Here is a 26,653-nt window from a genome sequence, read left to right as displayed (position 1 = left end):
CCATCCCGAACAGGACGGTGAAACGCCTCAGCGCCGATGATAGTGCAGATTGCCTGTGTGAAAGTAGGACATCGCCAGACTCCCCAAAGAGAAAGCCCCGATCAGCAATGGTCGGGGCTTTTGCTTTATGCGCGGCGGAAATGGATACCCATTGGGATAAAGCAATACGGCCCTTCTGCCCGGCCGCAGGCCCGGCGCAAGCGCAAGAAGAAAACCTAGGCTTGCGTGCACAAACGCTCGTGGCTGAGCGTTTGTGCACGCAAATCGAGCGTTCACGCACAGTCTGCGGTGTGCTGCGCGCCTAGACTGGTGGCTCCTCATATGCACCGGAGTTACCTCATGTCCCGCACTCGTCTTGTTACTCTTTCGCTGTTGGCCGGCCTGTTGAGCGGTGCCGCGCTGGCTGGCGGCTTCACCCTCGGCAGCCCGACGCTGCAAGCCGGCAAGCCCATGCCCGCGCTGCACGAGTTCAACGGGTTTGGCTGCAAGGGTGACAATCAGGCACCGGTGCTGCAGTGGCAGGGCGCGCCGGCTGGCACCCGCAGCTTTGCCGTTACCGTGTACGATCCCGATGCGCCGACCGGTAGCGGCTGGTGGCACTGGCTGGTGGTGAATCTGCCGGACAATGCCACGCAAGTCGATGCCCGTGCGCTGCCGGCCGGTGCGCTGCAGACACGCACCGACTACGGCAGCAGCGGCTTTGGCGGTGCCTGCCCGCCGCAAGGTGATGCGCCGCACCGCTACCAGTTCACCGTGTGGGCACTGGATACGCCCACGCTGCCGCTGGATGCCAATGCCAGCGGTGCGCTGGTAGGCTATATGTTGCGCCAGCATGCGCTGGGCAAGGCCGAGCTCACCGCCACTTACCAACGTCCCCGGAGCGAGTAAAGCATGAGTGAATCATCCGTCCAGACTGCCGCAGTGCAACTGCGGGTGGTGCAGCAGGGCACCATCACGGCCAGCGCGCCCCAGCATCTGCGGCGGGTCATGTGCTGGCAGCCGTTGCTGATGCGCGTGCGCCGCGGGCGGAAGGTTCTCTACGATGGGGATGCCAGCCAGTCGGCCGGAGTTGGCCAGCTGATCGCGGTGCCGGCCGGCATGGAGCTGGAGCTGCTGAACCAGCCCGAGGGGGGGCAGTATGTCTGCGAAGTGCTGCAGCTGGCGCCGGCCTTGCTGGCGCACTGCCGCGACAGCCATCCGGAGGTATTCGGCACGCTGCTTGCTCAGACAGCACCGGCGCTGATCGCCCCGCTGGATGCGCTACCGGCGCGGCTGTGGGATGAAGTGTTCGGCGCAGCGGCGCAGCACGAGCCCGATGCCTTGCTGCAGCACCGCGCCGAAGGGCTGCTGCTGGCACTGGCTCTGGGCGGTCATGGTGCCAGCCTGTTCGTTGACCGGACCGCGCCGCTGACCCGCCGCGTGCAGCAACTGCTGCAGCTGCAGCCCGGGCGCAACTGGTCGGTGGATGAGCTGGCCGGTGCGCTGGGAGTTGGCGCCTCGACGCTGCGGCGACAACTGGCACAGGAGGGCTGCGGTTTTCGCGAGCTGCTTGAGCAGGTGCGGCTGAATATCGCGCTGGGGTTGCTGCAGGGCTCGAGCCAACCGGTCGCGCGCATCGCCGAGCAATGCGGCTATGCGTCGCCCTCGCGCTTTGCGGTACGTTTTCGCAGCCGTTTCGGCATGAGCCCGCAGGCCTTGCGCGCCAGCTGTTGATGTCAGATACCCTTGTTGGTATTTGACTTTGGGCTGGGTTATTTGGGGCGCAGGGGCTGATACCCCGCTTATTGCTTGCCGGGGCAGAAGGGCGATACCGGCGCCTTGCTGGCCCGCTGGGTGACCTGATAGTGGCCGTCGAGCTTGCGCCAGACGACGGCATGCCAGACTTCGCCGTTATCCAGCTGGAACTTCACCGCGTAATTGGTGCCGGCCACAACCTGCGTGCGCACCTCCAGGATCTTCTGCAGTGTTGCGGTTGTGTTCAGTTGCTGCAGGGCTGCCTGCACAGCTTCGCGCGCCTCGGTGCTGACGGTCTGCTGCTGGCTATAGCCGCCCACACCTGCGGAAGGCGGGCAGCTGGCGGGCGGACTGGCCGGTGGGGTGGCCTGCGCGCAGGCAGCGAGGAAGGTGGCACTGAACAGCATGGCCAGGATACGGTGCATGATGGATTCTCCTTGCTGGTAGTTGCGGGGCTGGTACTGCATCAGCCGATACCAACAGCATACCAGCCGGGGCAGACTGGCCAGAAGGTAAAATTACACCCCAGTAAGCTTTATTCCTGCCTGGCCCTGCTTCAGCCGCCGAAGAGCACGGCATCCGGAATCGTGTAGCGTTCCTTGCCGATGCTCACGCGTGTTTCATCGCCGTGATGCGTAGCCTTGAACGGCGTGTGCCGGTCGGCCTGGCTCTGGTCATAGCCCGTGGCCTTGCCTTGCTCGAAGAAAATCACGCGCTGGCCGCCATCGGGCCGGGTGACGGTAAGCGTGCCGCTGCCTTTGCCCTGGCGTTCCACGCCGAAAGTACAGCTGGCGGCCTTGCCTGCAATCTCGCAAGGTACCGGGCCGGTGGCGTGATAGGGCGTTCCGCTAACCTTGGCATCGTGGCTCACGGCGGGCTGGCTGCCAGTGATGGCGACCTTGAGGGTGAAGTTCGCGCTTTCATTGCGGCGGGCGGCGCTGCGCATCAGGTAGACCCGGACGGTGTATTCCCCGTCGTCGGGCAGCAGTTGGCTGGCCGTGTTGCCGCTGGTCGAGCTATTGAACAGCGCGACGTCGCTGCTACCGGGGGGCAGAATATTGAAGTAGTTCGCGCCATGATTGCTCTTGAGCTCGACCTGCATCTGCTGGCCGGCTTTGGCTGTCAGCCTGTAGTCGATGTACTGGTAACCCTTGATCGAGTCCTTGAGCACCGCCCCGGTGCTGCCCTTGGCAAAGTGGACGGGTTTCACCAGCGGATCCTGTGCCAGCACGGCAGGTGCGCTCAGGGTCAGAAACAGGCCGGTCAGAATGGTAACGAGCAGACGGGAAGACATGACGATGGACTCGCAGCAAGGGATGTGCTGATTCTAGTCCAGCCGGTTCCCGCCGCCAGCGGTGATAGGTCACAGGCATGGTGTGAATTTCGCACAGCCGGCCCGCCGCCGCGCCCTGTGCTAGAACTCAGTCACCCCCTTCAGGAGATCGCCATGCCGCACCCCCTTGTTTCTGCCGATCCTGCACTGGATCTGCTTTTCAGTCGCGACGTGCCGCTGACCCCGGACGAGATCTGGGCCGGCTGGACACAGGCCGAGCATCTGCTGCACTGGTTTACCCCGGCGCCCTGGCAGACGGTCGAGTGTGTCATCGAGCCTCGCGCGGGCGGGCGCTTTTTTTCCGTGATGCGCTCGCCCGAAGGGGAAACGTTTCCGGCCGAGGGCTGCGTGCTGGCCGCAGATCCCGGGCGGCAGCTGGTGTGGACCAATACCCTGCAGGCGGGCTACCGCCCGGCGCAACTGGGCAACGGTCTGGATTGCAATACCTTCCCGTTTACGGTGACCCTAGCTCTGCAGGCCTGCGCCACCGGCACCCACTATCGCGCGCTGGTGCAGCACCGTGATGCGGCCGGGCGGGAGCAGCATGCCGCGATGGGGTTTCAGGAAGGCTGGGGCAAGGCACTCGACCAGCTGGTGGCCTACATGCTGGCCCGGCGCGAAGGCTAGAGCCGGGGGGTGATGGTATTTGTCTGGGCTCCTTGATAATTGCTGCTCTCAGGTCAATACACGGTTATGTATTTAGCTGGCGGCACTGGCGGCAAGCAGCGTGGCCGGGCTTGGCCGGCTGGATTGCAGGACACTGGCAAACGCCTGCTCGTGGGCTGCCAGAATCACGCGCCAGTCGAATTCCTCCTGCGCCCGCTGCCGGCCGCGGGCGACCAGCCGTGCCGCCAGTGCCGGATCGGTGCGCAGACGGCGGAACTGGCGCAACAGATCTTCCGCATCGTCGCTGGCAAACAGCAGGCCGTTGTCGTCGTCGCGGATCACGCTGGGAATGCCGCCGCTGCGGCTGGCCAGCACCGGCACGCCCGCGGCATTGGCTTCGCACAGCACCCGCCCCATGGTTTCGGCATCAGCTAGCCCGCTGATGCGATTAACGCTGATGCGGCTGGCAAGAATGAAGACGTCACAGGCGGCGAAATAGTGCTGGATCGCATGCTGCGGCACGCGGCCGGCGAAGGTGACCGCGTGGTCCAGATGCAATGCGCTGACCTGCTGCTCGCAGCGCCGGCGCTCGCGGCCGTCACCCACCACCAGCAGATGCAGGCGTGGTTCGACGGTGCGCAGTGCGGGTAGCTGCGCGATCAGGAAATCGATGCCTTTCTTGGCGACCAGCCGGCAGGCCGTCAGCAGGATGACCGCATCCTGCGGCAATCCCAGTGTTGCGCGCAGCGCCGGCGAGGCCGTCGCAAAGCGGGCGCAATCGACCCCCCCGGGCACGACGCGGATCCGCGGGGCATCGGCGCCGGTGGCGAGCAGGAGCTCGCGGGTGTAATCGCTGTTGGCCAGCAGCAGCCGGTTGGCCCGGGCGCTGCGCCGCATCAGCTGCTGGCGCGCCCGGCGCAGCAGTGCTTCCAGCCATTCCGGGGTGTTGCAGCGGCGGTAAAGGCGGTGCAGCGGGCCTTCCAGGCGCGGGTGGCTGACAATGCCGCTGCCCAGCCGGTAGGGGTAGGCAATCCATGGCCGCTGTACGTCGTTGCCGACCGAGCGACAGATGACCGGCACGCCCAGGCGCTCGCCAAGCAGGCCGTAATACACATTGGCAGCGTAGATCAGTGCCGGAGCCTGTCTGCCCAGCTCGCGCTGCAGCAGGCGCAGGTTGTGCCAGAAGCCGATGCGGCTGAGCACCCGGTGCACCGGATAGCCGCAGCCGGCATCGAACTGCGCTGCCGCGGCCTGCTGTTCCGGCAGGTCCGGCCGGTAGGTGTACACCACCAGCGACCAGCCGCGCTGCAGCAGGTGTGCGGCGAGTGCTTCCGCGTGGGTCTGCATGCCGCCAAAGGCCGGCGGAAATTCGGTGAGGATCAGGGCCAGACGCGGTGGCTGGGACATCGGGTCTCCGCAGGTGGGTATCGCTTGGCAGGCTTACATAATCGGCAGCTTTAAGGTCATACGCAATGATGTATGGAGAAACTGTCGCATCAGCTGGTGCTGTTGGCGCAGGCCGGATACAGATGCACGGCCAGCCACAGGGCTCCGTCACTGGCGGATTCGACCCTGTGCGGCGTACCGGCGGGCAGGAACAGATAGTCGCCGCCGCGCAGCGTGCGCCGCTCGCCGGCGACCTGCAGCTGTGCTTCCCCGGCGAGCAGCACCACCCATTCATCCTGCTGCTGGCAGTATTCCTGCTGCACGATGCGCGGCGAACTGACAATGCGCTCGATCAGCAGCGGGCCGTGCGCCAGCAGCGTGTCAAAGCGCTCGCCAGACGCTGGCGCGGCGCGATTGTGAAAGAGATTGCCATTGGGCATGTGCGGGCTCCTGTTTATCCCAGTCAAGCCGATGCCTGCGCTTCAGTCCAGCCGGTCCGGCCGGATGCCTTCGCGGTGCAGATAGTCGGCCAGATTGCGCCCGGGCGTCACGGCGAAATGCCGGCCGGTCAGCTGCAGCTGGCGGATGCGGTCGAGGCGGAAATGGCGGTAGTCATCACGCAGCCGGCACCAGCCGACCATGGTCCAGCCGCTTTCCCAGTAGAACAGCCCCAGCGGCTCGATGTCACGGCGGCTGCCCGTGCCATCGGCGCGGGTATAGGCGAAATGCACCACCTCGCGCGTGCGGATGGCTTCGCGCAACAGTCCCAGTGCTTCCAGCGTGCCGTTGCAACGGATGGGGGGAACATATAACGCGGTATCGTGCAGTGGCTGCCCCGTGTCGCGCAGCGCCGTCTCGATGCGCGCAAGCGCCTGCCGGGCGGCCAGTGCCAGAGCCGCGTCCCCGCGCTGGCTGACCAGCCGGCAGCCCAGCCGCAAGGCGTCCAGTTCGGCGATGCCGAAGCTTAACGGTGGCAGCTCGTTGCGCGTTTTCAGCCGGTAGCCGACGCCGGCTTCGCCCTCGATATCCAGCCCGGTGCACATCAGGTCGGCAATATCGCGGTAGATGGTGCGCTCGGACACATGCAGCGCCTGCGCCAGCCAGCGCGCAGTGGTCAGCGGGCGGCTGCGCAGGAACAGCGTGATCTGGTAGAGGCGGTCGGCGCGGCGCATGGTGTTTCCGGTCGGCAGGATGCGGCACAGTATGCCGCATCCACGCCTGCCCGGATCAGGGTTCCTGGTGCAGGCCGATGCGATTGCCCTCGCTATCGATGAAAATCGCGATGTGGCCGATTTCCGGCGAGATTTCGGTCTTGGGCAGGGTGATGGATGCGCCCAGCGTCTGCAGTCGGCCCAGCAGCGTATCCAGCCCGTCCTTCGCATTCAGATAAGGCAGCACGCCGCTGGCGGCCGGGCTTATGCTGTCGGATTGCACCAGCCCGCCACCGACGCCACCTTCCTGATAGGGGAAGATGGCCATGCCACCACCGCAGTCGGTTCGCTGCAACGGGGTGGCAAACAGTGTTTCGTAAAAACGGATGGCGCGGTCCAGATCGAGGACGGGAATTTCGAACCAGTTGATGGCATGCATACGATTACTCCTTTGCGTGGTGTGACTGCCAGTTGCAGTAAGGCCAGCATGCCACCGGGCTACTGACACCATTGTGTCAGCAGCCGCGTTGGAGTTCAGGGCTTGTGGCCCGGTTGCGGTTTCAGGCTGCGCAGGTAGGCAATCAGCGCCTGCATGTCGGATTCGCTGATGTTGGCGTAGAAGGGGAAGCCCATCGGCGGCTTCAGCGGCCAGCCCTGATTATCCTTGCCGCTGCGAATCGCGGTGGCGATGTCGGCGTCGCGCCAGTCTTTCAGACCGTTGGCGTGCGGGGTGAGATTGGGTGCAACGCTCACGCCCCAGGGGCCCTTGAATTCCTGCCCGCCGGCACCCAGCTGGCTGAAATTCAGCATGCCCTTGGCATCACGCGGGGTGTGGCATTCCATGCAGTGGGCAATGGTGGCCAGATATTCGCCATACTGCGCCGACTTGCCGGCAGGTGGTGCCTTGACCTTGCCGACTGGCGGGCCGTAGTTCGGCGGCAGCGGCATGCGGTATTCCGATTTCGGCACCACATTCACCACCGGCGGCTGGGCGCGCAGGTAGGCGACGATGGCCTCCAGATCGGCGTCGGACAGTTTGCGGTAAAAGCCGATCGGCATCGGCGGGCCGATCAGTGAACCATCGGGGCGAATGCCTTCACGGATCGCTTTCTTCAGTTGTGCATCCGTCCATTTGCCGATGCCGGTGGCTGCGTCGGGCGTGATGTTGCTGGCGTAGGCCTTGAACGGCGCTTCATCAAAGAGCATGCCGCCCGAGAGCCCCTTGTCCGGCAGTGGTGCGCCCTGCGCATCGCGGGCCATGTGGCAGTTGCCGCAGGCGACCGGGCCTTCCATCAGGTATTTGCCGCGGGCGAGTCTGGCGGGGTCGGTCGCCGCGCTGGCCGTGGCCGAGCCGGCCAGCGCAAGGCCGGCCAGCAGTGTGAGGGTGCTGTTCATTGCTTATCTCCAGTCATGTCATCAGCCTTCTGCGGGCTGTGCCTTGTTATAGGTAGACCAGATGCAATTCACCACCCGCATGCGACGGGAATGGCTAGACTGCAGCATCACCCTTGCCGGTCACCGCCATGCCGCAACTTGCCCCCGATCTGCTTGCCCGCGCCCGCCTGCGGCGTGCCGAGGTGCCGCCCGCCAGCCACTCGGCCGTGGGGGCGGTGGAGCGTGATCCCCTGCCGCTGCTGCACGCCAGTAGCGGCGGGCGCATTGCCCGGCTGGTGCCGCTGCGCTACGGGCGCATGCGCAGCTCGCCATTCGCGTTTTTCCGCGGCTCGGCGATGCTGCAGGCGCATGATCTGGCGGCCACGCCCTACAGTGGCATCATCCAGCAGCTCTGCGGTGATGCTCATCTGGCCAATTTCGGCGGCTTTGCATCACCAGAGCGGACGCTGCTGTTTGACCTGAACGATTTCGACGAAACCCATCCCGGCCCGTGGGAGTGGGATCTGAAGCGGCTGGCGGCGAGCTTCGTGCTGGCCGCGCGCTACCGCAGCGTCAGCCGTGGCCGCATCGATGACATTCTCGACCGGCTGGGGCGCAGCTACCGCGAGCACATGCGCGAATACGCCGGCATGAGCGCGCTGGATGTCTGGTATGACCGCATCAGCTACGAACGCCTGCTGGAACGCATCGATGACGCGGATGCGCACGAGCTGGTGAAGAAATCGATGAAAAAGGCCAGCAAGCGTACCCACGAGCGGCTGTTGCCGAAGATCGCCGGCAAGGTCGATGGTGGCTGGCGCATCAATGACGAGCTGCCCAGCCTCTTTCACATCTTCGAGGCGCAGACGCTGTTCAGCGAAGAAGAGCGTCGCGTGTTGCTGGGCAGCCGGCTGGCATTGCGCCAGAAGCTGTTCGACGAATACCTGCAGACCATTTCGATCAGTCACCGCGAGCTGCTGCAGCGCTTCAGCATGCAGGATCTGGTGTGCAAGGTGGTCGGGGTCGGCAGTGTCGGCACGCGCTGCATGGTGCTGCTGCTGACCGACGCGCAGGAGCAGCCGCTGTTCCTGCAGATCAAGGAAGCCCGCCCCTCGGTGCTGGCCCCCTATGTGCCGCAGGGACGCTCGGAGTATGCCAACGAAGGCCAGCGCGTCGTCGTCGGCAAGCGGCTGATGCAGGCCTACAGCGACATCTTTCTCGGCTGGTCGCATGCCGGCGAGCACCACTTCTATTTCCGCCAGTTGCGCGACATGAAAATTTCGCTCGACATCGACAACTTTACCGCGCCGCTGCTGGAGGAATACGCCGGGCTGTGCGGCTGGGTGCTGGCGCGGGCGCATGCGCGCAGCGGCGGGCTGGCCGGCGAGATTGCCGCCTATCTGGGCGGTGACGATGCCATGGTCGATGCGCTGCGGCAGTATGCCCTGGCCTACGCCGATCAGGCCGAGCGCGACTATGCGGTCTTTGATGCCGCCTGCTGCCGTGGCGAATTCGTCGCGCTGGATGATGGCGAGTTCAGCGAGGTCTTGCGTCGGTCTTGATGGGTATTAATCTGCAAGTTCCGTGAATGATGACTTGCAGGGCAATACCTGTTGATGTATCTGACGGAGCTGCCGCGCGCAGCGGCCCTCAAGCCGCGCCGTTCTTGCGCAGCAGGGTGAGGAAATCCGCCAGTGGCATCGGTTTTCCGAACCAGTAGCCCTGGGCATATTCCACGCCCAGGGCGGCGAGCTTGTCTGCCTGCTGCCGGTTCTCCACGCCTTCGGCGATGATGGCCGCATCGACGGCATGCGCGATGGCGACAATTTCCGGAATCAGGCTGGCGCGCAGCGCATCGTCTTCCATGTCATGCACGAAGGAGCGGTCGATTTTCAGGAAATCTGGTGCCAGCCGTTTGACCGTCCCCAGATTCGAGTAACCGGTGCCGAAATCATCGACCGAAATCAGATAGCCCTCGCTGCGCAGGCGTGCCACGTCCGTGAACAGATCCGCATTCATCCCGTATTCGGTGACCTCGACATTGATGGCCAGATCATCCCGGCGCAGCGGCTGCAGCAAGCCCTGCAGGCGCTCGGCCCGGATATTGTCGGGGAAGAAATTCAATGCCACCTTGAAGGGGCGCGGTACATCGACCAGAGCCAGGCCGCTGGCCAGCTCCTGCAGGGCCTTGCGGCTGACCGCACTGTCGAGCGCCCAGCCCAGCTGCTGCTCCAGAATCAGCGGAATCACCTTGTCCGGGAAGAGAATGCTGTCGCCATCGCGCAGGCGCATCAATACCTCGCAGCCGGTAATGCGCCCGCTGGCCAGCTCGACAATCGGCTGATACAGGCAGAGCACCTGTTCCGGTTGCAGCAGGTCTTCCAGCCGGTAGGCCAGACCGCGGTAGCGCTGGCCGCGCAGCCACACCAGCAGGCCGGCCAGCCCGCCCAGTGCGCCCGCCAGCGCCAGCAGGGCGGCCACCAGCAGCCGGTTCTGCTGCAGCATGCGTGCCAGCGGCAGGTAGTTCTGAATGAAGTAACCGGTGCGAGGCACATTGCTGCCGACGATCAGTTCGGCTTTGGCTGCATCGAAGCGCACCCAGAAGTGCTGTTCGGAGCTATAGCGATATTCCGGGTAGACCGGCATGTCCAGGCGCTGCTGTGCCAGCCCGGGATGCGCCCATACCAGTTGCGGATTGCCGGCCTGCGTGGTTTTGAAATCCAGCCAGATGGCATCTACCTGTGCCCGCTGCAGCAGCGTGTCCCCAATGCTGGAATCCAGCAGGACGACATGCCGCCCCGAGCTGACCATGTTCAGTGCACTGCGCCGGCCACCGGCGCTCACCGGGAAATTGAACCAGCTCTGGCGATCGGCAAAGCGGATGTCGGATGGTGGCAGCGCCAACGCTTCGCCAATGCCAGCGGCGCTGGCCAGACAGCCCAGCCGGCCCTCGTCATCCAGCAGGCCGGCATCACGGATGTAGTGTTTGTCGAGCAGCTCGCTGCGCAAGGCGGCCTGCAGTTCGGGCGAGCAAACACCGCGGTAGCGCAGGCGCAAGCTGGCCAGTGTGGCTTCCGTTTCCTGAGCGACCTCACCCAGGTGCCGGCTGGCGAGCTGCTGGCGCTGCTGCAGCAGGCCTTTTTCGTATTCCACCAGCCCGGTGATGCCCAGCAGCAGTACCAGCAGGGCGGCCAGCAGGCCGCTGAGCCAGCCGGCCAGTGGTGCATGCCGGCCCAGCCAGCGCGTAAAGGTGCGGGAATTCATGCCTTGCTCCGGAACGGACTTCTTCAATCATGACATGGTTTGTCAATTTTTGGAGATCCCGGTTGCATATGGCTGTCCGGATTGCCGCTGCGCCCATTACAATTGGGCTCATCTTGCGAAGGAGGGCGCACGGATGAACTGCACCGGATGTGGCGCGCCACTGGCCACCGACCAGCTGGTCTGCCCGTTTTGCGGCCTGCACAATGCGGTTGACCTGCTGGCGATCCGCGATTTCCGGCTGCTGGCCGAGCACAGCGAGCTGCAATGTCCCAATGGCTGCGGCGATCTGCAGCGGCTGCAGCTGGGCGCCGGGCTGGAGGTCACGGTCGGCTTCTGCCCGCAGTGCAAGGGGCTGCAATTCGCACCCGGCGCGGCGGTGATTGCCCTGGAAAAAGTGGCCGGGCAGGTGCGCGAGGTCAACCACGATCGCATCAGCGCCATTCTGGCCGAACGTGTCCCGCGCGAAACGGTGCGCTACCGGCCGTGTCCGGCCTGCCGGGTGATGATGAACCGCCGTGCCTTCAATGCGCATATCCCGCTGATTATTGACGAATGCCGCGAGCACGGTACCTGGCTGGATGGCGGTGAATTCACCGTCCTGGCCGAGTGGATGGAAGCCGGCGGCGCGCAAATGGCCAGGCAGCAAGCCGAGCGCAATGCCCGGCTGGAAAGGGTCGTCGGCAAGGTGCATAGCCCGGTGGTGATCGACCCGGCCAATGCCGCACCGTTTACCCGCAGCCCGCCCCGCCCCTTGCTGCCGCCCGTGCTGGGTACGGCGCTGCTGGGCACCGCGTGGTACGCGGTCGCGTCGGGCAATGCCTTGCTGCTGCTGCTGATGGTGCTGGTCGCCGTGCTGTGGTGGCGCTGGTTTCGCTAGGGGGCCGAGATGCGTTCATTCGATCATCCCCGGAGTGCGGGCAGGGCCAAAACCGGGCTTGGGTTGCGGGGGGGCCCGCGATGAACTGCAGTGGATGCGGTGCACCGCTGGCGCTAAACCAGCCGCTCTGTCCCGCTTGCGGTCTGCACAATGCCGTTGACCTGCTGGCGATCGGTGAATACCGGGTGTTGGCCGAGCGCAGCAGACTGCAATGCCCCAACGGCTGCGGTGATCTGCAGCTGCTGCAACTGGGGGCTGGGCTGGATCTCGCGGCCGGATTCTGCCCGCAGTGCAAGGGGCTGCAGTTTGCCCCCGGCGCGGTACAGCGCGCAGTGGACCGCGTCGCCAGGCAGGCGCGCGAGATCAACCGTGAGCGCATCTGCACGATCCTGCACCAGCGTGTGTCGCAGGCCAGCGGGCGTTACCGCTCGTGTCCGGTGTGCCGCCTGGCGATGGACCGTCGGGCCTACAGCCCGAATATTGCGCTGCTGATCGACGAGTGCCCCCGCCATGGTACCTGGCTGGATGCAGGCAAATTCACCGTGCTGGTGGAGTGGCTGGAAGCCGGTGGTGCGCAGCAGGCGCAGGAGCAGGCCGACAACATCCAGAGGCTGGATCAGGCCATCGGCCACGCGCCGCGCCAACCGCGCAGGCGCGTGGCGCCGCTGACCGTGCTGCGCATCGTTCTGGCTGGCGCCGCCTTGAAGGGGCTGGCCACCGGGGACTTTATCCCACTGGTGGTTCTGACGCTGATTATCGGGCTGGGTTGGCGCTGGTTGCGTTAGGGTATGGCGATGCAGGCCTTATTTTTATTGGCTTTTGTTGGGATACCCTTTTCGGTGTTGGCTGCCGGGCGAAATCCGCTGGTCTTGAAACCCATGCGTGCAATCAGTTCGCCATACTCCCGGCTGGCAAACAGCGTGTAATCGCCAACACGGTAGGGCCAGCTGCTGGTAATCGCGCGCAGCTCCGGCGTATCGCAAGCCGGATGGCCGATCAGACAGTACACGCCGGGACGGGTAAAGCCGGACAGAATCTGCTCGGCGCGCGCGAGCCGGGCCGGCAGTTCGGCGTCGCGATCCAGCGGCAGCAGATCCATGCCTGCCAGCGGCAGCAGGTCACCCCGCGCGACAGCATCATCGATCAGTGCCACCGCCTCGCTGGATAAGGCATCGCTCATGCGGGTGATCTGCGCCATGATCTCTGCGGGCATCTGCATCAGCAGCACCGGCAACTGCAGCTCTCGCCCCAGATCCAGCAGATGCCGCAACAGCGCCGGATGCCACAGCGTCAGCATGTGGCTGTCGAGGTGGGTGAGAGGCAGGCCCAGCTGCTGCGCGTAGCGGATCTGCGCCTCCAGCTCGGCGCGTGCGGCATACAGGTCCGCATGGGCGTAGGTATCGGCCGCCAGCCGGTGCAGTGTGCCGTCAGCCGTGGCCAGTCGTGCCGGATGGTCGGGGCCGGTCAGGGGGCGCCAGCGGTAATGTGGCCATTCGCAATTCAGCGTCAGGTGCAGGCCCATGTCAGCGCTTGGGCCCGCTTCGCGCACGGCAGCGACGGCGGCGGGAAACCACGGGCAGGGGGCCATGGCCGAGGCCGAGGTCAGGTTGCCGCCGTGCAGCGCGCGCCAGGCGCTGACGGTGGCTTCGCACATGCCGATGTCGTCGGCGTGGGTGATCAGCACGCGGTCTTCGGCCGCAAAGCCCAGATACTCCTGCAGGGTACGCATCACCGGTCTCCGGAGAGGATGAATCTGCAGGCAGTATGCGCCGCTTGGCCGCCCAGGTTTTATCCTGACTTGCGCACCGTTGACCGGCCGTGTAGGTCGGCGCTTACTGGCATGATGCGGGGAAGCGGGCTGATCGGGTGGAGGTCAGGACTGCTGATCGATGTCGACCAGCGATTCCGCACCCTTGGTGGTCACGGCATAGCCGCCTTCGGGCAGCGCTTCCAGATGGCCCTTGCGCAGCAGGAAATCGCGCGCACGCAGATCCACGCCAGCCTGCGGATTGCGCTGCAGCAGGCGCAGCGTGTCGATGCAGCATTTCAGGAACAGCGCCTGCACGCCTTTTTCGGTGATCTCGGGGATGCCGTTGCGGTTGTACTGCGTGTACTTCAGGCCGGTGAGCTGCTTGATGTGCTTGAACACGCGCGGGCTCAGGCGGCGGCTGCGCAGACCGCGGGAGACTTCGGTCAGGGCTTCGAGGGCATCGGTGGACAGGGCTTCGTTTTTCAAAGGGCAAATCCGCAAGAGGGCAATCGGGCTGCCATGTTACGCGCACTTGGCCTTGCCCGCATGTTTCACCGGCGTGCGGCAAATATCCGTGCTTTCTGATTTGCCACGCCGCTGCCCCCGGCTTTATGACCGCTGACGGGGTGCCAGTAGCCGCTGGCTTCTTGCTCGGTGTGCTTCCGGATCTAGCCCGCCGGGCTAGTCGGGCTGGCGGCCGGCTTTCGCCGTGGCGGAGGCCGGTGCACTGGCGGAGTTGTTGCGCTGGCACAGCGCCGGGTGAGTTTCCGGCGCGTTCAGGCAATCGATGGACAGTTGTTTCTGCTCCCACTCACCGTTACGCGGTTCGCAGTAATTGATGCTGATCGAATTGAGCTGCCGCTGCTCGTCCAGCTCCATATCGAATTTGGCGATATGGGACAGGCCGAGCGCAGACATGCGGGTGTACTGTTCCCCGCAGAAATAGCTGCCCCGCCAGCCTTGTCCGTCACTTTGCCAGCTGATTTCCCAGCGCCATACCAGTGAGGCGGCGTCGGTGTGGCTTACCCGGGTATCGGCCGCCATCGGGATGCCGTGTACGGTCGTACCGGTTGGCAGGGTGCAGTAAGCAAGATGCACCTTGCCCTCTTCCAGGCGCGCCGTTACTTTTTCCAGGCAGGGCCAGCCCTCGACCAGCTGCGGGTGCGTGAGGAAGAGTTCGGTGTCGGCGCGATTGTTCAGGCCGATCAGCGATAGCCCATCCAGCCACACCGGCTGCAGCGCATAGGCATGGCTGATGTCGGCGGGGCTGGATTCATAGCGGAAGGTGATGCTGCCGGCAGGAAACCACACCCCGTTGAGCGTGAAGGGGGCGGAAGCGACTGCGGAGGCCGGCTCCTCGGGATAGTAACGGCCATCGCCGGGATTGCCGCAGCCGGACAGCAGCTGTAGCAGTGCCAGCAGCAGCGTGATCAGCAGCAGATGACAGGGGAAGGGCCAGTCAGGGCGGGCAACTCGCATGCGTCGGAAAGGATGGTGCAAGGCTGGGCAGAATAGCATGCCGGCAGCGCCTGCAGCGGCTATAACCAACAGGTCGCCCCGTGTTTGTGGGCTGCCTCTCATTCCCTTACTGGAGTTCCTCATGTCCCGTCTGCTGCTCAGTTTGCTGCTTGCCGCCAGTCTGCCCGCATTTGCCGGCAATCCCGATACCGAAGTGCATACCTGGTACGCCGGCACCACGTTCTCGGGAACGGTGAATACCTTCGGTCTGAGCTGGCAGTGTTCCGGTGGCACCTGCCAGCTGACGGGCCCCTACGGGCGCGGGCTGAACATGAAGGTCTGCCGCGAGCTGGCGCGCCAGGTCGGCCCGCTGGAGTATTACTACAACGATGCAGGGATGACGTGGTCGAAAAGCGAGAATGCCGCACTGCTGAAGCAGTGCAACGCGCGCTGAGCGCGGCCGCGACCGGTGCATGGTGATGGGTATAAGGCTGTGGCTTTTTTGATGGCCAGGGTTTTGGCGGTATACCCATTGCCATGGGGCTGGTTCACAGCCCTTTCAGATATTTGTCGTAGATGGCCTGATAGCGGCCGGTTTTTTCAGCTGCTCCAGCCCGGCATTGAAGTCATCCCGGATCAAGCGGTCACGAAACACCGGGCGGTAATCCAGCGGGTTCAGCGTGCCGGCTTCGCGCGCCTGCTGCTGAAGGGCAGGTGATCCGGCAGCCACTGCTCGCCCTGCCGCGTCAGCACGGTGCTGTCGGTGTTGCGCGGGGTTTGCGCGTCGGGGTCGTTGTAGCCTTCCCACTGGATCTGCACGCGATCCGGCGCCAGCCAGCGGGCCTTGACCGGCACCACATACTGCAGCCCCACTGCAGGGGCGGCGCTGCAGTCGCTGCCGGTGGCGCTGGCCGCACCCAGCCCGCCGCCCACCGGCACCTGCTGCGCCTTGCCCGGCTGGCCGCGCGCGGGGATGCGATACATCGCCAGCGGCGGGCGCTCGCAGCCGAAAATGCTGCCGCTGCCATCCAGCCCCAGCGCCCACTGGCGATCCGGTGAAATGCCCAGCTCGCCGATCATCTCGAAGCGCATGCCGCTGGCATGGTCGATGCGCTGCACATTGCCCCATTCGTAGCCGGTAAACGTTACCGCATGCAGGCCGCTCACCGGCTCATAGCCCGCGTAGGTGTAGGCCGCGTACGTCTCGCCTTCGCGGCGGTTGTCCTTGAACTGCACCGACTTGCCGTTGGCCAGTGGCACTGTCAGCGTCTTGCCCTTGCGGCTGAAATTCGGACTGCCTGCCTTCTGCAGGCATTTTTCCAGATCGAACCAGCCCGCCTTGTCCGGCACGGCGCTGCCCCCCTGCGCCGGCAACAGGCATTGCGCTGGCGTGGCCTGTGGCTCGGCGGCCTTCGCCGTGGCCAGCAGCAATGCCGGCAGGAGGAGGGAGGGCAGGAATCGGGCAATAGGGGGCATAGTATCGGGTCGGGGTAAGGGGAAACTGGTGCGGGCAAGGTCTGCACATCCGGCACTATGCCGCGTGTGCCGGCCAGCTGGCGAGCGCCAAAGGTTAACGATTATTTATTTGTTGTGTAAGTTAAGGCATAGTATCGCCTTATTCCAGTAACGCAGGTCATTGCATAATCATGTCAGCCATTACACGACTTTTCGGCGCGCCGGCGCTGTCCCGGCTCGCCCTTCTGGGCGCCTGCTGCGCGTTTTCCGCTGCGGCGCTGGCTGAAAGCTATCTCGGCCTGAACTTCGGCATGAGCAAGAAGCAGGTCGAGGCCCTCTATGGCACGCTGCAACCCTCGGCCACGTCCTCGTACAGGAATGCCTACAGCCTGCCGCTGAATACGCCGCTGACCGGCCTGCCCAAAGCATTCGAAAGCCGCAAAGCCAGCGAGATCAACGTCTACTTCGATCAGGCCGGCAAGCTGTGGTCGATCTATGTGCAGACCGAAAATGCCCCTTCGCAAAGCATGCTGGCCGAGCACCGCCAGATCATCGCAGCCTACCAGCAGCAACATCCGGTGCAGGAAAATGTAGCAGTTGACCCGGCCGTGCCGCTGATTTCGCTGCGCGACTGCCATTATCTGCAAGGCATCAGCCAGGGTGAACTGCAGCGCGAATTCGGCAAACAGAAAGTGCAGGCCTTCCAGAAGCGCCTGAAAACGCTGAATGCCGACGAGCGCCAATCCTGGGGCAGCCTGTGCGGCAATCTCAATTACATCCGCACCCTGCTGGGCGAGCCGGGCAAGGTACAAACGATTTTCAGCGTGGCGATTCCTGATAGCGGCATCCCGCGCGAGGAAGAATTCTTCCGCCAGTTTGCCGCGCTGCTGGATGGCCAGCCGCTGCAATCGTCCACCGAATTCATCATCGCCCAGACCACACCCAAGGCGCCGACGCTGGATGCCATGCGTGATCTGTATCGCAAGCCCGCCGAATAAGCGGCAGCGGCAACAAAAAACCGGCCTTGTGGCCGGTTTTTTTATGGCAGCCATGCCGGGCGATCAGGTATCCATGAACACCGGCACACCGCGGATGCCGGCCTGCGTCGCGGCGAACACCAAGCGCTTGAACTGCGCCGTACAGGCATCGTCGCCGGGCTGCGGCAGATTGCTTGGCTGCGCGCGGTAGGCGAAATCGTCGTCCAGATAGCCGAGGAAAAAGCCCAGCATCTTCGCGTGCGCCGGCTGCAGGTGGCCGACGGGAATGATCATGTGCAGGATCTGGCTGGACGAAATCACCGTCTTGCGCGCGAAAAATCCGCCCCACTTGCGCACCGGCGCCGTGCAGCTGGCGTACAGCTCTTTGCGGCTGCGCGCCGCGTCGATGCACGCGCCGTCATAATCGAAATCCGCAATCGCCTGCAGCAAGAGACGGCCGCGTCGGGATTAGATAGTTTTTACTAGGTTCGGATTGTTCTTTTGTTTTGAATTATTTTTAAAGGTAGCTTTGCTCCATATTGTTTTTGCTGTTTCGTGAATTATTTTCCGATTGAGTAGGTAGTAAATGAACGATGTGAGGGTGAGTGCGATTATTGTCTGTGTTGTCTGGTGGTTAATTGTTAGTAGTGTAATAAAAAAATAAAGCGTAAAAATAATTATTGAGTGACGGGTTATTCGTGTTGTGAGTTCGCCGTGCTTGATTATTTCCCATTCTTGCTTTATTGCTGATTTTGTGTGTTGCCTGATGTTGCCTAATAATTTTTCGTTATTTTTTCTGTTATAAGTTTTGTTGTTTATTTCTTTCTCATAATATGAGATGGCGTCTATAAGCCGCCTGTCGATGCTTTCAGGGTGGTTGTCCTCGTTTAATTCTATTCTGAATTCTCGTAATGTTGCACCGACTCTTTTTGGTTCTCGGGATTCTAGTTTTTTTGCGTATTCTCGGATTCTGTCGATCCAAGCCTGTCTAAACTCGGCTATTTTTTGGTCTCGAGCTATAAATGCGCCGAGAAGGGCGAAAATTGGTACGAATAGTGCTATCAGTATTGTGCAGATTGTATTGAAATTGATGTTTGTATTTGTTGATCTTGTTTGTAGGGTTTCCTTGATGGTGCCAAGTTCTTTCTGGCATTCGGTTGTATTTTTTGTTGCAATGTTAAGTTGGTTGGTGAGTATAGATTCTTTACTTGCGGTGGTCGGTAGTTCGAGTATGGCTTTTTTGAAGTCGCTCAATGCTTCAGGCGAGGTTTTTCCAATCGATTTGTTGTTGTTTAGTATTTTTTCGCAGGCCGTGATTTGTTCGAATATGATAAATGCGCTGGCATAATTGGGGTTGCTGGTGCTGAAGGCGTTGTCGATTTGGGTTATTTTGTCTCTTATGAATTCTCCTGTTGTTTTTTTTTGGGCGGCCAAGGGCGGGTTTATGAATAAATATAACATTGCAATTGCAGCGGCGGCTGCGAATGTTGTTTTAATTTCTTGTGAATGTTGTATTGCCATTTTCTGTATTTCTGATTTGGTAGATGATTTTTCTTGGCTCATTGCAGGTTAGTTAGTTTATTTTGTGCGATCAAATGATTGTATTGTTATTTGAGTTGTGGTGTCGGTTTGAAATGCGTGTGTGTGGTATTTTTGCCGCTACACCAGTTGTTCATTTGCTGATGCTTGGGAGGTATTGGGTGTACGCCACCAGGCTATGATTGGCGCGCGTTTCCAGTAAGTACATTCAAGCGTATGCTTTACTCGCTGCTTAGCCGCGGCCAGTCCATTGCCACTGAATACAGCGCTCCAGTTACACTGCCCACTTCCACCTTTGCCGGGAGCTGCACATGTCCGAATCGAAAACCCCGCCGTCCGGTGGCTGGGGGGCGTTGAAGGCGACGCTGGCGAGCATCCAGCCGGCCAATGCGGCGCGTGCGGTGATTGCGCTGGCGAATGCCAACCAGCCCGGCGGCTTTGATTGCCCCGGCTGTGCGTGGCCGGACAAGCCGGATACCCGGATCAATTTCTGCGAGAACGGCGCGAAGGCGATCAACCACGAGCTGGATCGCCGGCTGGCCGATGCGGCCTTCTTCGCGCGGCATACCGTCTCTGAAATGCTGGGCTGGGACGATTACACGCTGGAGCAGCAGGGGCGGCTTTCGGAACCCATGCGCTATGACGCGGCCAGCGACAAGTACCTGCCGATTTCATGGGACGCGGCCTTTGCGCTGGTGGGCGAGCATCTGCGCGCCATCAAACCGGACGAGGCGCATTTCTATACCTCGGGGCGCACCGGCAACGAGACGGCGTTTCTCTATCAACTGTTCGTGCGGCTCTTTGGCAGCAACCATTTCCCCGATTGCTCGAACATGTGCCACGAGCCCAGCGGGCGGGCGCTGAATGCCAGCATCGGCGTGGGCAAGGGCACGGTGACGCTGGACGATTTCGAGCACGCCAGCGCGATTTTCCTGTTCGGCCAGAACCCGGCCACCAACCACCCGCGCATGCTGGGTACATTGCGAGAGGCCGCCAAGCGCGGCTGCCAGATCGTGGTGATCAACCCGCTGCGCGAGGCAGGCCTGCTGCGCTTTCAGGACCCGCAGCAGCCGCTGGAAATGCTGACGAACGACGCGACCAATATTGCCAGCCACTATTTCCAGCCCAGGCTCGGCGGAGACCTCGCAATCGCTAAGGCGCTGATCAAGGCCGTGCTGGAAGCCGGCGCGCACGACGAGGCGTTTATCGAGGCGCACACCGAGGGTTTCACCGCGCTGGCCGAGGACGTGCTGGCCACCGGCTGGGATGCGCTGGCCGAGGCCAGCGGCCTCGCCCGTGAGCAGCTGGACGCGCTGTGCGCGCTGTATCTGGCCAGCGACGCCAGCATCTTCACCTGGGGCATGGGCATCACCCAGCACCGGCATGCGGTGGCGACGATCCAGATGCTGGTGAACGCGCTGCTGGTGAAGGGCAATCTGGGCAAGCCCGGCGCAGGTGCCTGCCCGGTGCGCGGGCATTCCAATGTGCAGGGCGACCGCACCATGGGCATTAACGAGCGCCCGAGCACCGCCTTTCTGGAGCGCCTCGGCAAGGTGGCGGGCTTCACGCCACCCATCGCGCACGGCCGCAATGTGGTCGAGACGATTGCCGCGATGGAAGACGGCCGCGGCAAGGTATTCATCGCGCTGGGCGGCAATTTCGCCGCCGCCACGCCGGATACACCGCGCACCTGGGCGGGGTTGCGCCGCCAGAGCCTCACCGTGCACATCACAACGAAATTGAACCGATCCCACCTGCTGCCCGGCCGCGACGCGCTGATCCTGCCCTGCCTGGGCCGCACCGAGGTCGACGAAACCGGCGGGATGGCGCAGCAGATCACGGTGGAAGATTCGATGAGCATGGTGCACCTCACGCGTGGGGTGAAGCCGCCGGCGTCGCCGCACTTGCTATCCGAGCCGGCGATTGTCGCCGGCATCGCGAAGGCTACGCTTGCCAACAGCCCGGTCGATTTCGACGGACTGGTGGCCGATTACGACCGCATTCGGGATCTGATCGCGCAGGTCGTTCCGGGTTTTCAGGATTTCAACGCCCGCGTGCGTGCGCCCGGTGGCTTCTATCTGGGCAATAGTGCGCGCGAGCGGCGCTGGACAACGGCGGCAGGCAAGGCGCAGTTCAAGGTGCACGCGCTGCAGCCGGACGTGATTGCCGAGATGCAGGCGCTCACACCCCATAAGCTGCTGGCGCTCGCCACCGTGCGCAGCCACGACCAGTACAACACCACCATCTACGCGCTGAACGACCGCTACCGCGGCATCCGCAACGAGCGCCGCGTGCTGTTCGCCAATGCCGCTGACATCGCCGCGCAGGGGCTCGCGCCCGACCAGCGCGTTGACATCGTGTCGGTGTGGACCGACGGCGAGCGGCGCGTGGAAGATTTCCGTCTGCAGCCACACGACATCCCGCGCGGCTGCCTCGCCGCCTATTTCCCCGAAACCAACCCGCTGGTGCCGCTGGATTATCACGACGTGGAAGCGATGACGCCGGCGAGCAAGGCGATACCGGTGTATCTGGTGGGGGGCTGAGGGAGGCCGTCTGGCCTGCGCTGACGGACATTCAGTGCGTCATTCCGGTGTCCCAAGGGGCTTTCCTCCGGTCAGAGCTGGAATCCAGTGGCATGTATGGATAGGCTGCTGAAGGTGGTGATCTGTTTAGCGCCTTCGGCGCGGCGTTAAACTGCCGGTGTGCCGGCGGCACGTCGGGGGGCTTGTCTTGCCAAGCCCCCCGACACCCCCAAGGCGCGCCCGTTCCGCAGCCCGCCTGTGGCGGGTACCCTGCGATACTCGCAAGCAACAGCGCGGGTTCGAAACTCGCCCTGCGGGCTCAGACATCTCACCCGCGAAACCCTGTTGCCTGCTCCGTTTCTCGGCTGCTGCAAGGGCAAGGGGGTGCTAATAGCTGCAGTGGATCTCCCCAAGCATTCGGGCTGGTCTGCTGCTCTGGTGTGATTATGTTGGGTATGCTGCTGTGGTGTAGTAATTTAATGGACTCTGCCTGTATGCGGTATTGGGTATATGCACGATAAGTTAGCTCCCGGCATCAGGACCACCCTTGCCCTGCGCCTGCAGCATGGCGAATCCGCGCCCGCCGACGAGCTGCTGGCCGATGAGGCGCCGCTGGCGCTCCATTACAACGGCGTCGAGCAGTTGGTGACACTGTGCACGCCGGCCAGCCTGGAAGAGCTCGCCATCGGTTTCACGCTCAGCGAAGGCGTCGTGCCGGCCTATCACCAGATTCTTGACGTCACGATCAGCCGCGAGGCCGACTGCTACCGTGCCAACATCCTCATCCCCGAACAGTACGCCGCACAGCTGCGCGCGCAGGCGCCGCGACTGGCGAGCCGCACAAGCTGCGGGCTGTGCGGCAGCCGGTTGGAGCAGGTGTTGCGCCCGCTGCCGGTGATGGAATCCGGCGTGAGATTCGCCGCCGATTACATTCATGACGGCCTGGTGCGGCTGGCGGAAAAACAATGGCTCAATCAGGCCTGCGGTGGCCTGCACGCGGCGGGCTGGCTGGGCGATTTCGACGCAGGCCTGCTGGTGCGCGAGGACATCGGCCGGCACAACGCACTGGACAAGCTGATCGGCGCGCTGGCCCACCAGCGCGAGCGCGGCGACGGCGTGCTGCTGCTTACCTCGCGCGTGTCGTTGGAAATGCTGCAGAAGGCCGCCCGTGCGGCGATGCCGGTGGTCGTCGCCATTTCCGCACCGACCGCGCTGGCGGTGGACTGGGCGCAGCAGGCTGGCATCACGCTGGCCGGCTTCGCCAGGCAGGGACGGATGACGGTGTACACGCACCCGCAGCGGATCGTGGTCGGGGCATTGGACTGACTTATACCCTTGTGGGGATAGGCGCGGTGGCTTTTTGATGTATGGGCTATGGTTGGATACCCTGCCTTTATGCTTTGGGCGCGGATTGTCCCGCCGTCCTCCATCCTGATGCCCGAGTGATTCGCGTCACGCCCGCTCCCCCGTTGATGGTGCGTTGCAAAAGGCGATGCGACAATGCCTGCTCCACCCTTAGACTGGATACGCCGTGACCGTTGCCGATTCCCCCTTGCGCCGCATGCCCGGCTGGCTGCAGCCGCGCCGCGGCTTTTCGCCGGCGCGCTTGCAGGCGACGGTGGCGGGGCGGCTGGTGCTGATTACCGGGGCGTCGTCCGGCATCGGCGCGGCGTGTGCGCGGCTGCTGGCGGCGCATGGCGCGTGCGTGCTGCTGCTGGCGCGCCGCGAGGACGAGCTGGCCGCGCTGTGTGCCGACATCCGCAGCGCAGGCGGGCAGGCCGAATATCGCGTGCTCGATCTGAATGATCTGGCTGCTGCCACCGCGTTTGCTGCGAGCCTGACGGCAACGCCACCTGATTTCATCATCAGCAATGCCGGCAAATCGCTGCGCCGCAGCGTGATCGACAGCTGCACGCGCCCGCAGGACATCGGCCGCTGTCTGCACGTCAATTTCCACGGCCCGGTGCTGTTGCTGCAGGGCCTGCTGCCGGCGATGCGTGCGCGTGGCAGCGGCGGCATTGTCAATGTGTCCAGCGTGGTGACGCGCCTGCCGCCAGCGCCCTTGTGGTCGGCGTATCAGGCCAGCAAGGCCGGTTTCGATCTGTGGTTTCGCACTGCCGGTGCCGAGCTGGCGGGCGACGGCCTGCGGCTGGGCTCGCTTTATCTGCCACTGGTGCACACACCGATGAGCGCGCCCACCGGCATTTATGCGCGCGTGCCGGGGATGACGACGGATGATGCGGCGGCCTGCGTTGCGCGGCTGGTGTGCCGGGGGGATGCGCGGCTGGCGCCGTGGTGGCTGTGGCCGCTGGAAGTGCTGGCGCCGTGGCTGGGCACGGGCTGGCGGTGGCTGGCGCGCCGGCAGTTCGCGCGGGGGCGGCACTGATGCTGGCCAGCGTGCGCGCCGTCTGGCGCATCCGCCATGCGCTGGCGCAGGCCGGCGTGTTTGCACCCGGCTTCTGGCGCGTGTGCGGCTGGCTGTTGTTGGCAGCGCTGTGCGAGGGGCTGTCGCTGTATACCCTGCTGGCGCTGGCCGTGCGGCGCGATGCCGGCGCGCTGGCGCTGATCGATGACGAGGGCGAGCTGGATTACGCCAGCCTGCAGGCGCAAACGCTGGCGCTGGCCAGTGCCTTCCACGTGCGCGGCATCGGCCGTGGCACGAAGGTGGCGCTGCTGGCGCGCAATCATCGCGGCTTTGTGCTGGGCCTCTTGGCCGCCAGCCGCGTCGGCGCCGATGTGCTGCTGCTCAACAGCCGCGCCGATGCGCCGCAACTGGCTGGCTGGCTGCGCCAGTTCAGCCCCGATCTGTTGCTGCTCGACGAGGTGCAATGCCCGCTGCTGCCGCCGGGCTATGCCGGCCGCGTGCTGGTGGCCGACCGGGCACTGGCGCATCCCGTTCCCGGCCTGGCGCACTGGCTGGCAACGCCGCCGCGCGCGCTGGGCTGGCGCTGGCCCGGCGGGCTGACGCTGCTGACTTCGGGCAGCACCGGCGCAGCGCGCGGCATCCGGCGCAAGCCCGATCTGGCACAGGTGGCCGGCGTGGTGCAGGCGCTGCTGCAGCAGCTGGGGCTGGCCTGCGGCCAGCGCACGCTGGTGAGCGTGCCGCTGTTTCACGGCTACGGGCTGGCATCCCTCGCGCTGGCACTGGCCCTGTCGGCGCCGTGCATCATCAGCCGCCATACCCGTGGCGCCGCGCTTGCCGGGTTGCTGCGCCGCCAGCGACCCGACGTGCTGGTGACCGTGCCCACGCTGCTGGAGCGCCTGCTGGCCGAGCCCGACTGGCCCGCGCCCGCGCGGGTGCTCAGCGGCTCGGCGCCGCTGCCGGCGGCGCTGGCGAGTGCGGCGCTCGCGCGTCTTGGTCCATGCTTGTTCAATCTGTACGGCAGCAGCGAAACCGGCATGCTGGCACTGGCCACGCCGGCTGATCTGCAGGCCAACCCGGCGTGCGTGGGACGTCCGATCAGTGGGGTGACGCTGCGGCTGTTCGACCGTGCCGGCCAGCCGGTCGCTGCGGGTGAATCCGGTGAAGTGACGGTGAGCAGCGACTTGCTGTTCGACGGCTATCTGGGGCAGGCAGGCCGCGGGTGCGGCGCGTGGCGCACCGGCGATCTGGGGCGCTTCGATGCCGCCGGGCGGCTGATGCTGCTGGGCCGGCTGGATGATCTGCTGATCATCGGCGGTGAAAACATCGTCCCGCAGGAGGTGGAAGACCGCTTGCGCGCGCTGCCCGGTGTGCGCGATGTGGCCGTCGGGCTGTTGCCCGGCACGCACGACCGGCTGGCCTGCTGGCTGGTTGGCGCGGCGCCGGCGCTGGCCGAGCTGAATGCCGCGCTGCCCGGCCACTGGCGGTTGGCAGCGTGCTTTGCCGTCACGACCTTGCCGCGCAATGCAATCGGCAAGCTGCAGCGCCGGCAACTGCCGCTGCTGATGGATTGAATCTGGCGCTTAGGGTAGGCGGCTTAGTGCCTGTTCCAGCTCTTGCGCCATGTCCTGCCCGGCGGGTGCCGTCGCGAAATGCGTGCGCTGCGTGCGGGCCTGCTGGCGAAATGCCGCTTGATCGAGCAGCCTGCCCAGTGTGCGCGCCAGCCGCGCCGGGCTGAGGCGGCTCGCGGGCAGGCGCAGGCCGCAGCCCAGTGCGGCGATGCGTGCGCCGTTGTCGAACTGGTCCCAGGCAAACGGCGTGATCAGTTGCGGGATGCCGGCACGCAGCGCTTCGGCGGTGCTGCCGATGCCGCCGTGATGCACCAGCGCGGTCGCGTGCGGCAGCAGTTGCGCCAGCGGCACATACGGTTGCCACAGCACGCTGGCTGGCAATTCGGTCGGGATTTGCGCACGCTCGCGGCTCAAGAGCAGCGCACGCTGGCCCAGCCGCTGCGTGGCGGCGAGCGCGCAGGCAAAAAAGCGCGCCGCGTGCAGATTGCCGGTGCCGGCGGTGAACACCAGCGGCGGCTCGCCAGCCGCCAGAAACTCCGCCAGTGCATCCGGCAAGGGCTGGCCGGCGTCGATTTCGAACAGTGGAAAATCGCCGCGCAGCAGCGGCTGCGGCCAGTCGGGCTGCGTGGGCGCGAACCAGTCGGGAAACAGCGCCAGCGACAGATCGGGTGCGTGCGCCAGGTGATTCATGAAGGATGTGACCGGCGCCAGCCCCTGCTCGCGGCGCAGCGTGTTGACCTCGCCCAGCGCCACCGGGTCGATCCAGCCGCGCTCGACCAAGCGCCAGTAGGCACGCCGCCAGCTCATGGGAACCCAGCTCGGTACGCTCAGCGGGCCGATGGTTAGCGGGTCGTGGCAGGTTTTCAGGTTCGACGGCGCCAGGATGCCGGCCACGATATGCGCCACCAGCCCCTGCTCGCGGGCGATGGCAGCGGCGGGCACGGCAAACGGGTGACAGATCACGACGCTGGATGCCGGTGCGCCAAGCTGGCTGATCGCCGTGCCGATCTCGCGCAGGCCATCGGCGTAGTTGGCCAGCAGCGCGGCAAACGATTTCTGCGGGTGCCAGATGTCGGGATTACGCAGCAGCGCCAGATAGTCTTCGTCATTGCCGAGCGCGATGCAGCGCAGGCCGGCGGCCGCCACCCGCGCCGCGTAGTAGCTGTGCGTGAGCACCGTGACCGTGCGCCCCAGAGCCTGCAGCTGGCTGGCGAGGCTGACAAAGGGATGCAGATCCCCGGTCGAACCGACGGTGATCACGAGGTAGTGCGGGGCCAGATCCGACATCGGGGAC

The 26,653-nt window shown here is 64.3% G+C and carries 27 protein-coding genes; 12 read left to right on the top strand and 15 right to left on the bottom strand.

Annotated features, from left to right (window positions below):
• Positions 1–339 precede the first annotated feature (339 nt).
• Both INR99_RS07995 and INR99_RS07990 read left to right on the top strand, forming a co-directional pair.
• Positions 340–888: a YbhB/YbcL family Raf kinase inhibitor-like protein gene (locus INR99_RS07995; RefSeq protein WP_194115792.1), complete on the top strand. Its 549-nt coding sequence runs from the start codon at positions 340–342 to the stop codon at positions 886–888.
• A 3-nt stretch (positions 889–891) separates the two neighbouring features.
• Entirely contained in the window at positions 892–1,713 is an 822-nt protein-coding gene (locus tag INR99_RS07990; protein ID WP_194115791.1) for a helix-turn-helix transcriptional regulator, read from the top strand.
• A gap of 68 nt (positions 1,714–1,781) precedes the next feature.
• On the opposite strand, the gene INR99_RS07985 is transcribed toward INR99_RS07990, so the two are convergent.
• Entirely contained in the window at positions 1,782–2,159 is a 378-nt protein-coding gene (locus INR99_RS07985; protein ID WP_194115790.1) for a cystatin domain-containing protein, read from the bottom strand.
• A gap of 131 nt (positions 2,160–2,290) precedes the next feature.
• On the bottom strand, positions 2,291–3,028 hold the full coding sequence (locus INR99_RS07980; protein WP_194115789.1) for a hypothetical protein: 738 nt from the start codon (positions 3,026–3,028) through the stop codon (positions 2,291–2,293).
• A gap of 153 nt (positions 3,029–3,181) precedes the next feature.
• Between INR99_RS07980 and INR99_RS07975 the strand changes: the two genes are divergently transcribed.
• On the top strand, positions 3,182–3,694 hold the full coding sequence (locus tag INR99_RS07975; RefSeq protein WP_194115788.1) for an SRPBCC domain-containing protein: 513 nt from the start codon (positions 3,182–3,184) through the stop codon (positions 3,692–3,694).
• Between the two features lie 72 nt (positions 3,695–3,766).
• Here the strand turns inward: INR99_RS07975 and INR99_RS07970 are convergent, their stop codons facing one another.
• The 5 genes from INR99_RS07970 to INR99_RS07950 all read right to left on the bottom strand — a co-directional run bounded on the left by INR99_RS07970 (position 3,767) and on the right by INR99_RS07950 (position 7,605).
• A complete protein-coding gene (locus INR99_RS07970; RefSeq protein ID WP_194115787.1) occupies positions 3,767–5,080 on the bottom strand; it encodes a glycosyltransferase family 4 protein in 1,314 nt (437 codons plus the stop codon).
• An 89-nt stretch (positions 5,081–5,169) separates the two neighbouring features.
• Positions 5,170–5,499, bottom strand: a complete 330-nt coding sequence (locus INR99_RS07965) for a cupin domain-containing protein (RefSeq protein ID WP_194115786.1) — start codon at positions 5,497–5,499, stop codon at positions 5,170–5,172.
• A 42-nt stretch (positions 5,500–5,541) separates the two neighbouring features.
• Positions 5,542–6,231, bottom strand: a complete 690-nt coding sequence (locus INR99_RS07960; protein WP_194115785.1) for a helix-turn-helix transcriptional regulator — start codon at positions 6,229–6,231, stop codon at positions 5,542–5,544.
• A gap of 55 nt (positions 6,232–6,286) precedes the next feature.
• On the bottom strand, positions 6,287–6,649 hold the full coding sequence (locus tag INR99_RS07955) for a VOC family protein (protein WP_194115784.1): 363 nt from the start codon (positions 6,647–6,649) through the stop codon (positions 6,287–6,289).
• Between the two features lie 95 nt (positions 6,650–6,744).
• Positions 6,745–7,605, bottom strand: coding sequence for a c-type cytochrome (locus INR99_RS07950; RefSeq protein WP_194115783.1), 861 nt, complete (start codon positions 7,603–7,605; stop codon positions 6,745–6,747).
• Between the two features lie 128 nt (positions 7,606–7,733).
• Here INR99_RS07950 and INR99_RS07945 point away from each other — a divergent pair, with 128 nt between their 5' ends.
• The gene (locus INR99_RS07945) at positions 7,734–9,146 is read left to right on the top strand and encodes a DUF2252 domain-containing protein (protein WP_194115782.1); all 1,413 of its coding nucleotides are present in this window, start codon (positions 7,734–7,736) and stop codon (positions 9,144–9,146) included.
• Between the two features lie 88 nt (positions 9,147–9,234).
• Here the strand turns inward: INR99_RS07945 and INR99_RS07940 are convergent, their stop codons facing one another.
• Positions 9,235–10,848 carry an EAL domain-containing protein gene (locus INR99_RS07940; protein ID WP_194115781.1) on the bottom strand — a complete coding sequence of 538 codons (1,614 nt, stop codon included), beginning with the start codon at positions 10,846–10,848 and terminating at the stop codon, positions 9,235–9,237.
• Positions 10,849–10,981: 133 nt separating this feature from the next.
• Here INR99_RS07940 and INR99_RS07935 point away from each other — a divergent pair, with 133 nt between their 5' ends.
• Positions 10,982–11,725, top strand: coding sequence for a TFIIB-type zinc ribbon-containing protein (locus INR99_RS07935; protein WP_194115780.1), 744 nt, complete (start codon positions 10,982–10,984; stop codon positions 11,723–11,725).
• Positions 11,726–11,805: 80 nt separating this feature from the next.
• Complete coding sequence (locus tag INR99_RS07930; protein WP_194115779.1) at positions 11,806–12,510, top strand: TFIIB-type zinc ribbon-containing protein; 705 nt, start codon at positions 11,806–11,808, stop codon at positions 12,508–12,510.
• Here the strand turns inward: INR99_RS07930 and INR99_RS07925 are convergent.
• The 3 genes from INR99_RS07925 to INR99_RS07915 all read right to left on the bottom strand — a co-directional run bounded on the left by INR99_RS07925 (position 12,507) and on the right by INR99_RS07915 (position 14,954).
• A complete protein-coding gene (locus tag INR99_RS07925; RefSeq protein WP_194115778.1) occupies positions 12,507–13,454 on the bottom strand; it encodes a ChbG/HpnK family deacetylase in 948 nt (315 codons plus the stop codon). The genes INR99_RS07930 and INR99_RS07925 overlap by 4 nt on opposite strands.
• A 144-nt stretch (positions 13,455–13,598) precedes the next feature.
• Entirely contained in the window at positions 13,599–13,961 is a 363-nt protein-coding gene (locus INR99_RS07920) for a hypothetical protein (RefSeq protein WP_194115777.1), read from the bottom strand.
• Between the two features lie 195 nt (positions 13,962–14,156).
• A complete protein-coding gene (locus tag INR99_RS07915; protein WP_194115776.1) occupies positions 14,157–14,954 on the bottom strand; it encodes a hypothetical protein in 798 nt (265 codons plus the stop codon).
• 121 nt (positions 14,955–15,075) lie between these two features.
• On the opposite strand from INR99_RS07915, the gene INR99_RS07910 reads away from it, so the two are divergent.
• Positions 15,076–15,387: a DUF8200 family protein gene (locus tag INR99_RS07910; RefSeq protein WP_194115775.1), complete on the top strand. Its 312-nt coding sequence runs from the start codon at positions 15,076–15,078 to the stop codon at positions 15,385–15,387.
• A gap of 221 nt (positions 15,388–15,608) precedes the next feature.
• Here the strand turns inward: INR99_RS07910 and INR99_RS07905 are convergent, their stop codons facing one another.
• A complete protein-coding gene (locus INR99_RS07905; RefSeq protein WP_194115774.1) occupies positions 15,609–16,409 on the bottom strand; it encodes a hypothetical protein in 801 nt (266 codons plus the stop codon).
• A 170-nt stretch (positions 16,410–16,579) separates the two neighbouring features.
• Between INR99_RS07905 and INR99_RS07900 the strand changes: the two genes are divergently transcribed.
• Positions 16,580–17,386 carry a hypothetical protein gene (locus INR99_RS07900; protein WP_194115773.1) on the top strand — a complete coding sequence of 269 codons (807 nt, stop codon included), beginning with the start codon at positions 16,580–16,582 and terminating at the stop codon, positions 17,384–17,386.
• Positions 17,387–17,449: 63 nt separating this feature from the next.
• Here the strand turns inward: INR99_RS07900 and INR99_RS07895 are convergent, their stop codons facing one another.
• Both INR99_RS07895 and INR99_RS07890 read right to left on the bottom strand, forming a co-directional pair.
• Entirely contained in the window at positions 17,450–17,815 is a 366-nt protein-coding gene (locus tag INR99_RS07895) for a hypothetical protein (protein ID WP_194115772.1), read from the bottom strand.
• An 18-nt stretch (positions 17,816–17,833) separates the two neighbouring features.
• Entirely contained in the window at positions 17,834–18,928 is a 1,095-nt protein-coding gene (locus tag INR99_RS07890) for a hypothetical protein (protein WP_194115771.1), read from the bottom strand.
• Positions 18,929–19,215: 287 nt separating this feature from the next.
• Between INR99_RS07890 and INR99_RS07885 the strand changes: the two genes are divergently transcribed.
• The 4 genes from INR99_RS07885 (at position 19,216) to INR99_RS07870 (ending at position 25,362) form a co-directional block, all read left to right on the top strand.
• Positions 19,216–21,447, top strand: a complete 2,232-nt coding sequence (locus INR99_RS07885) for an FdhF/YdeP family oxidoreductase (protein ID WP_194115770.1) — start codon at positions 19,216–19,218, stop codon at positions 21,445–21,447.
• Between the two features lie 489 nt (positions 21,448–21,936).
• A complete protein-coding gene (gene fdhD / locus INR99_RS07880; RefSeq protein WP_194115769.1) occupies positions 21,937–22,752 on the top strand; it encodes a formate dehydrogenase accessory sulfurtransferase FdhD in 816 nt (271 codons plus the stop codon).
• A 205-nt stretch (positions 22,753–22,957) separates the two neighbouring features.
• Positions 22,958–23,812 carry an SDR family NAD(P)-dependent oxidoreductase gene (locus tag INR99_RS07875; protein ID WP_194115768.1) on the top strand — a complete coding sequence of 285 codons (855 nt, stop codon included), beginning with the start codon at positions 22,958–22,960 and terminating at the stop codon, positions 23,810–23,812.
• A complete protein-coding gene (locus INR99_RS07870) occupies positions 23,752–25,362 on the top strand; it encodes an AMP-binding protein (protein WP_194115767.1) in 1,611 nt (536 codons plus the stop codon). Before INR99_RS07875 ends, INR99_RS07870 begins: the two co-directional genes overlap by 61 nt.
• Before the next feature lie 9 nt (positions 25,363–25,371).
• Here INR99_RS07870 and INR99_RS07865 read toward each other — a convergent pair whose 3' ends face one another.
• Positions 25,372–26,646 carry a glycosyltransferase gene (locus INR99_RS07865; RefSeq protein WP_194115766.1) on the bottom strand — a complete coding sequence of 425 codons (1,275 nt, stop codon included), beginning with the start codon at positions 26,644–26,646 and terminating at the stop codon, positions 25,372–25,374.
• Positions 26,647–26,653: the final 7 nt, after the last annotated feature.

It is taken from the genome of Chitinilyticum piscinae (assembly GCF_015223195.1).
Lineage (GTDB): Bacteria > Pseudomonadota > Gammaproteobacteria > Burkholderiales > Chitinibacteraceae > Chitinilyticum > Chitinilyticum piscinae.
The sequence above is the reverse complement of the archived record's forward strand: the minus strand, read 5'-3'. Positions and strand labels throughout refer to the sequence as shown.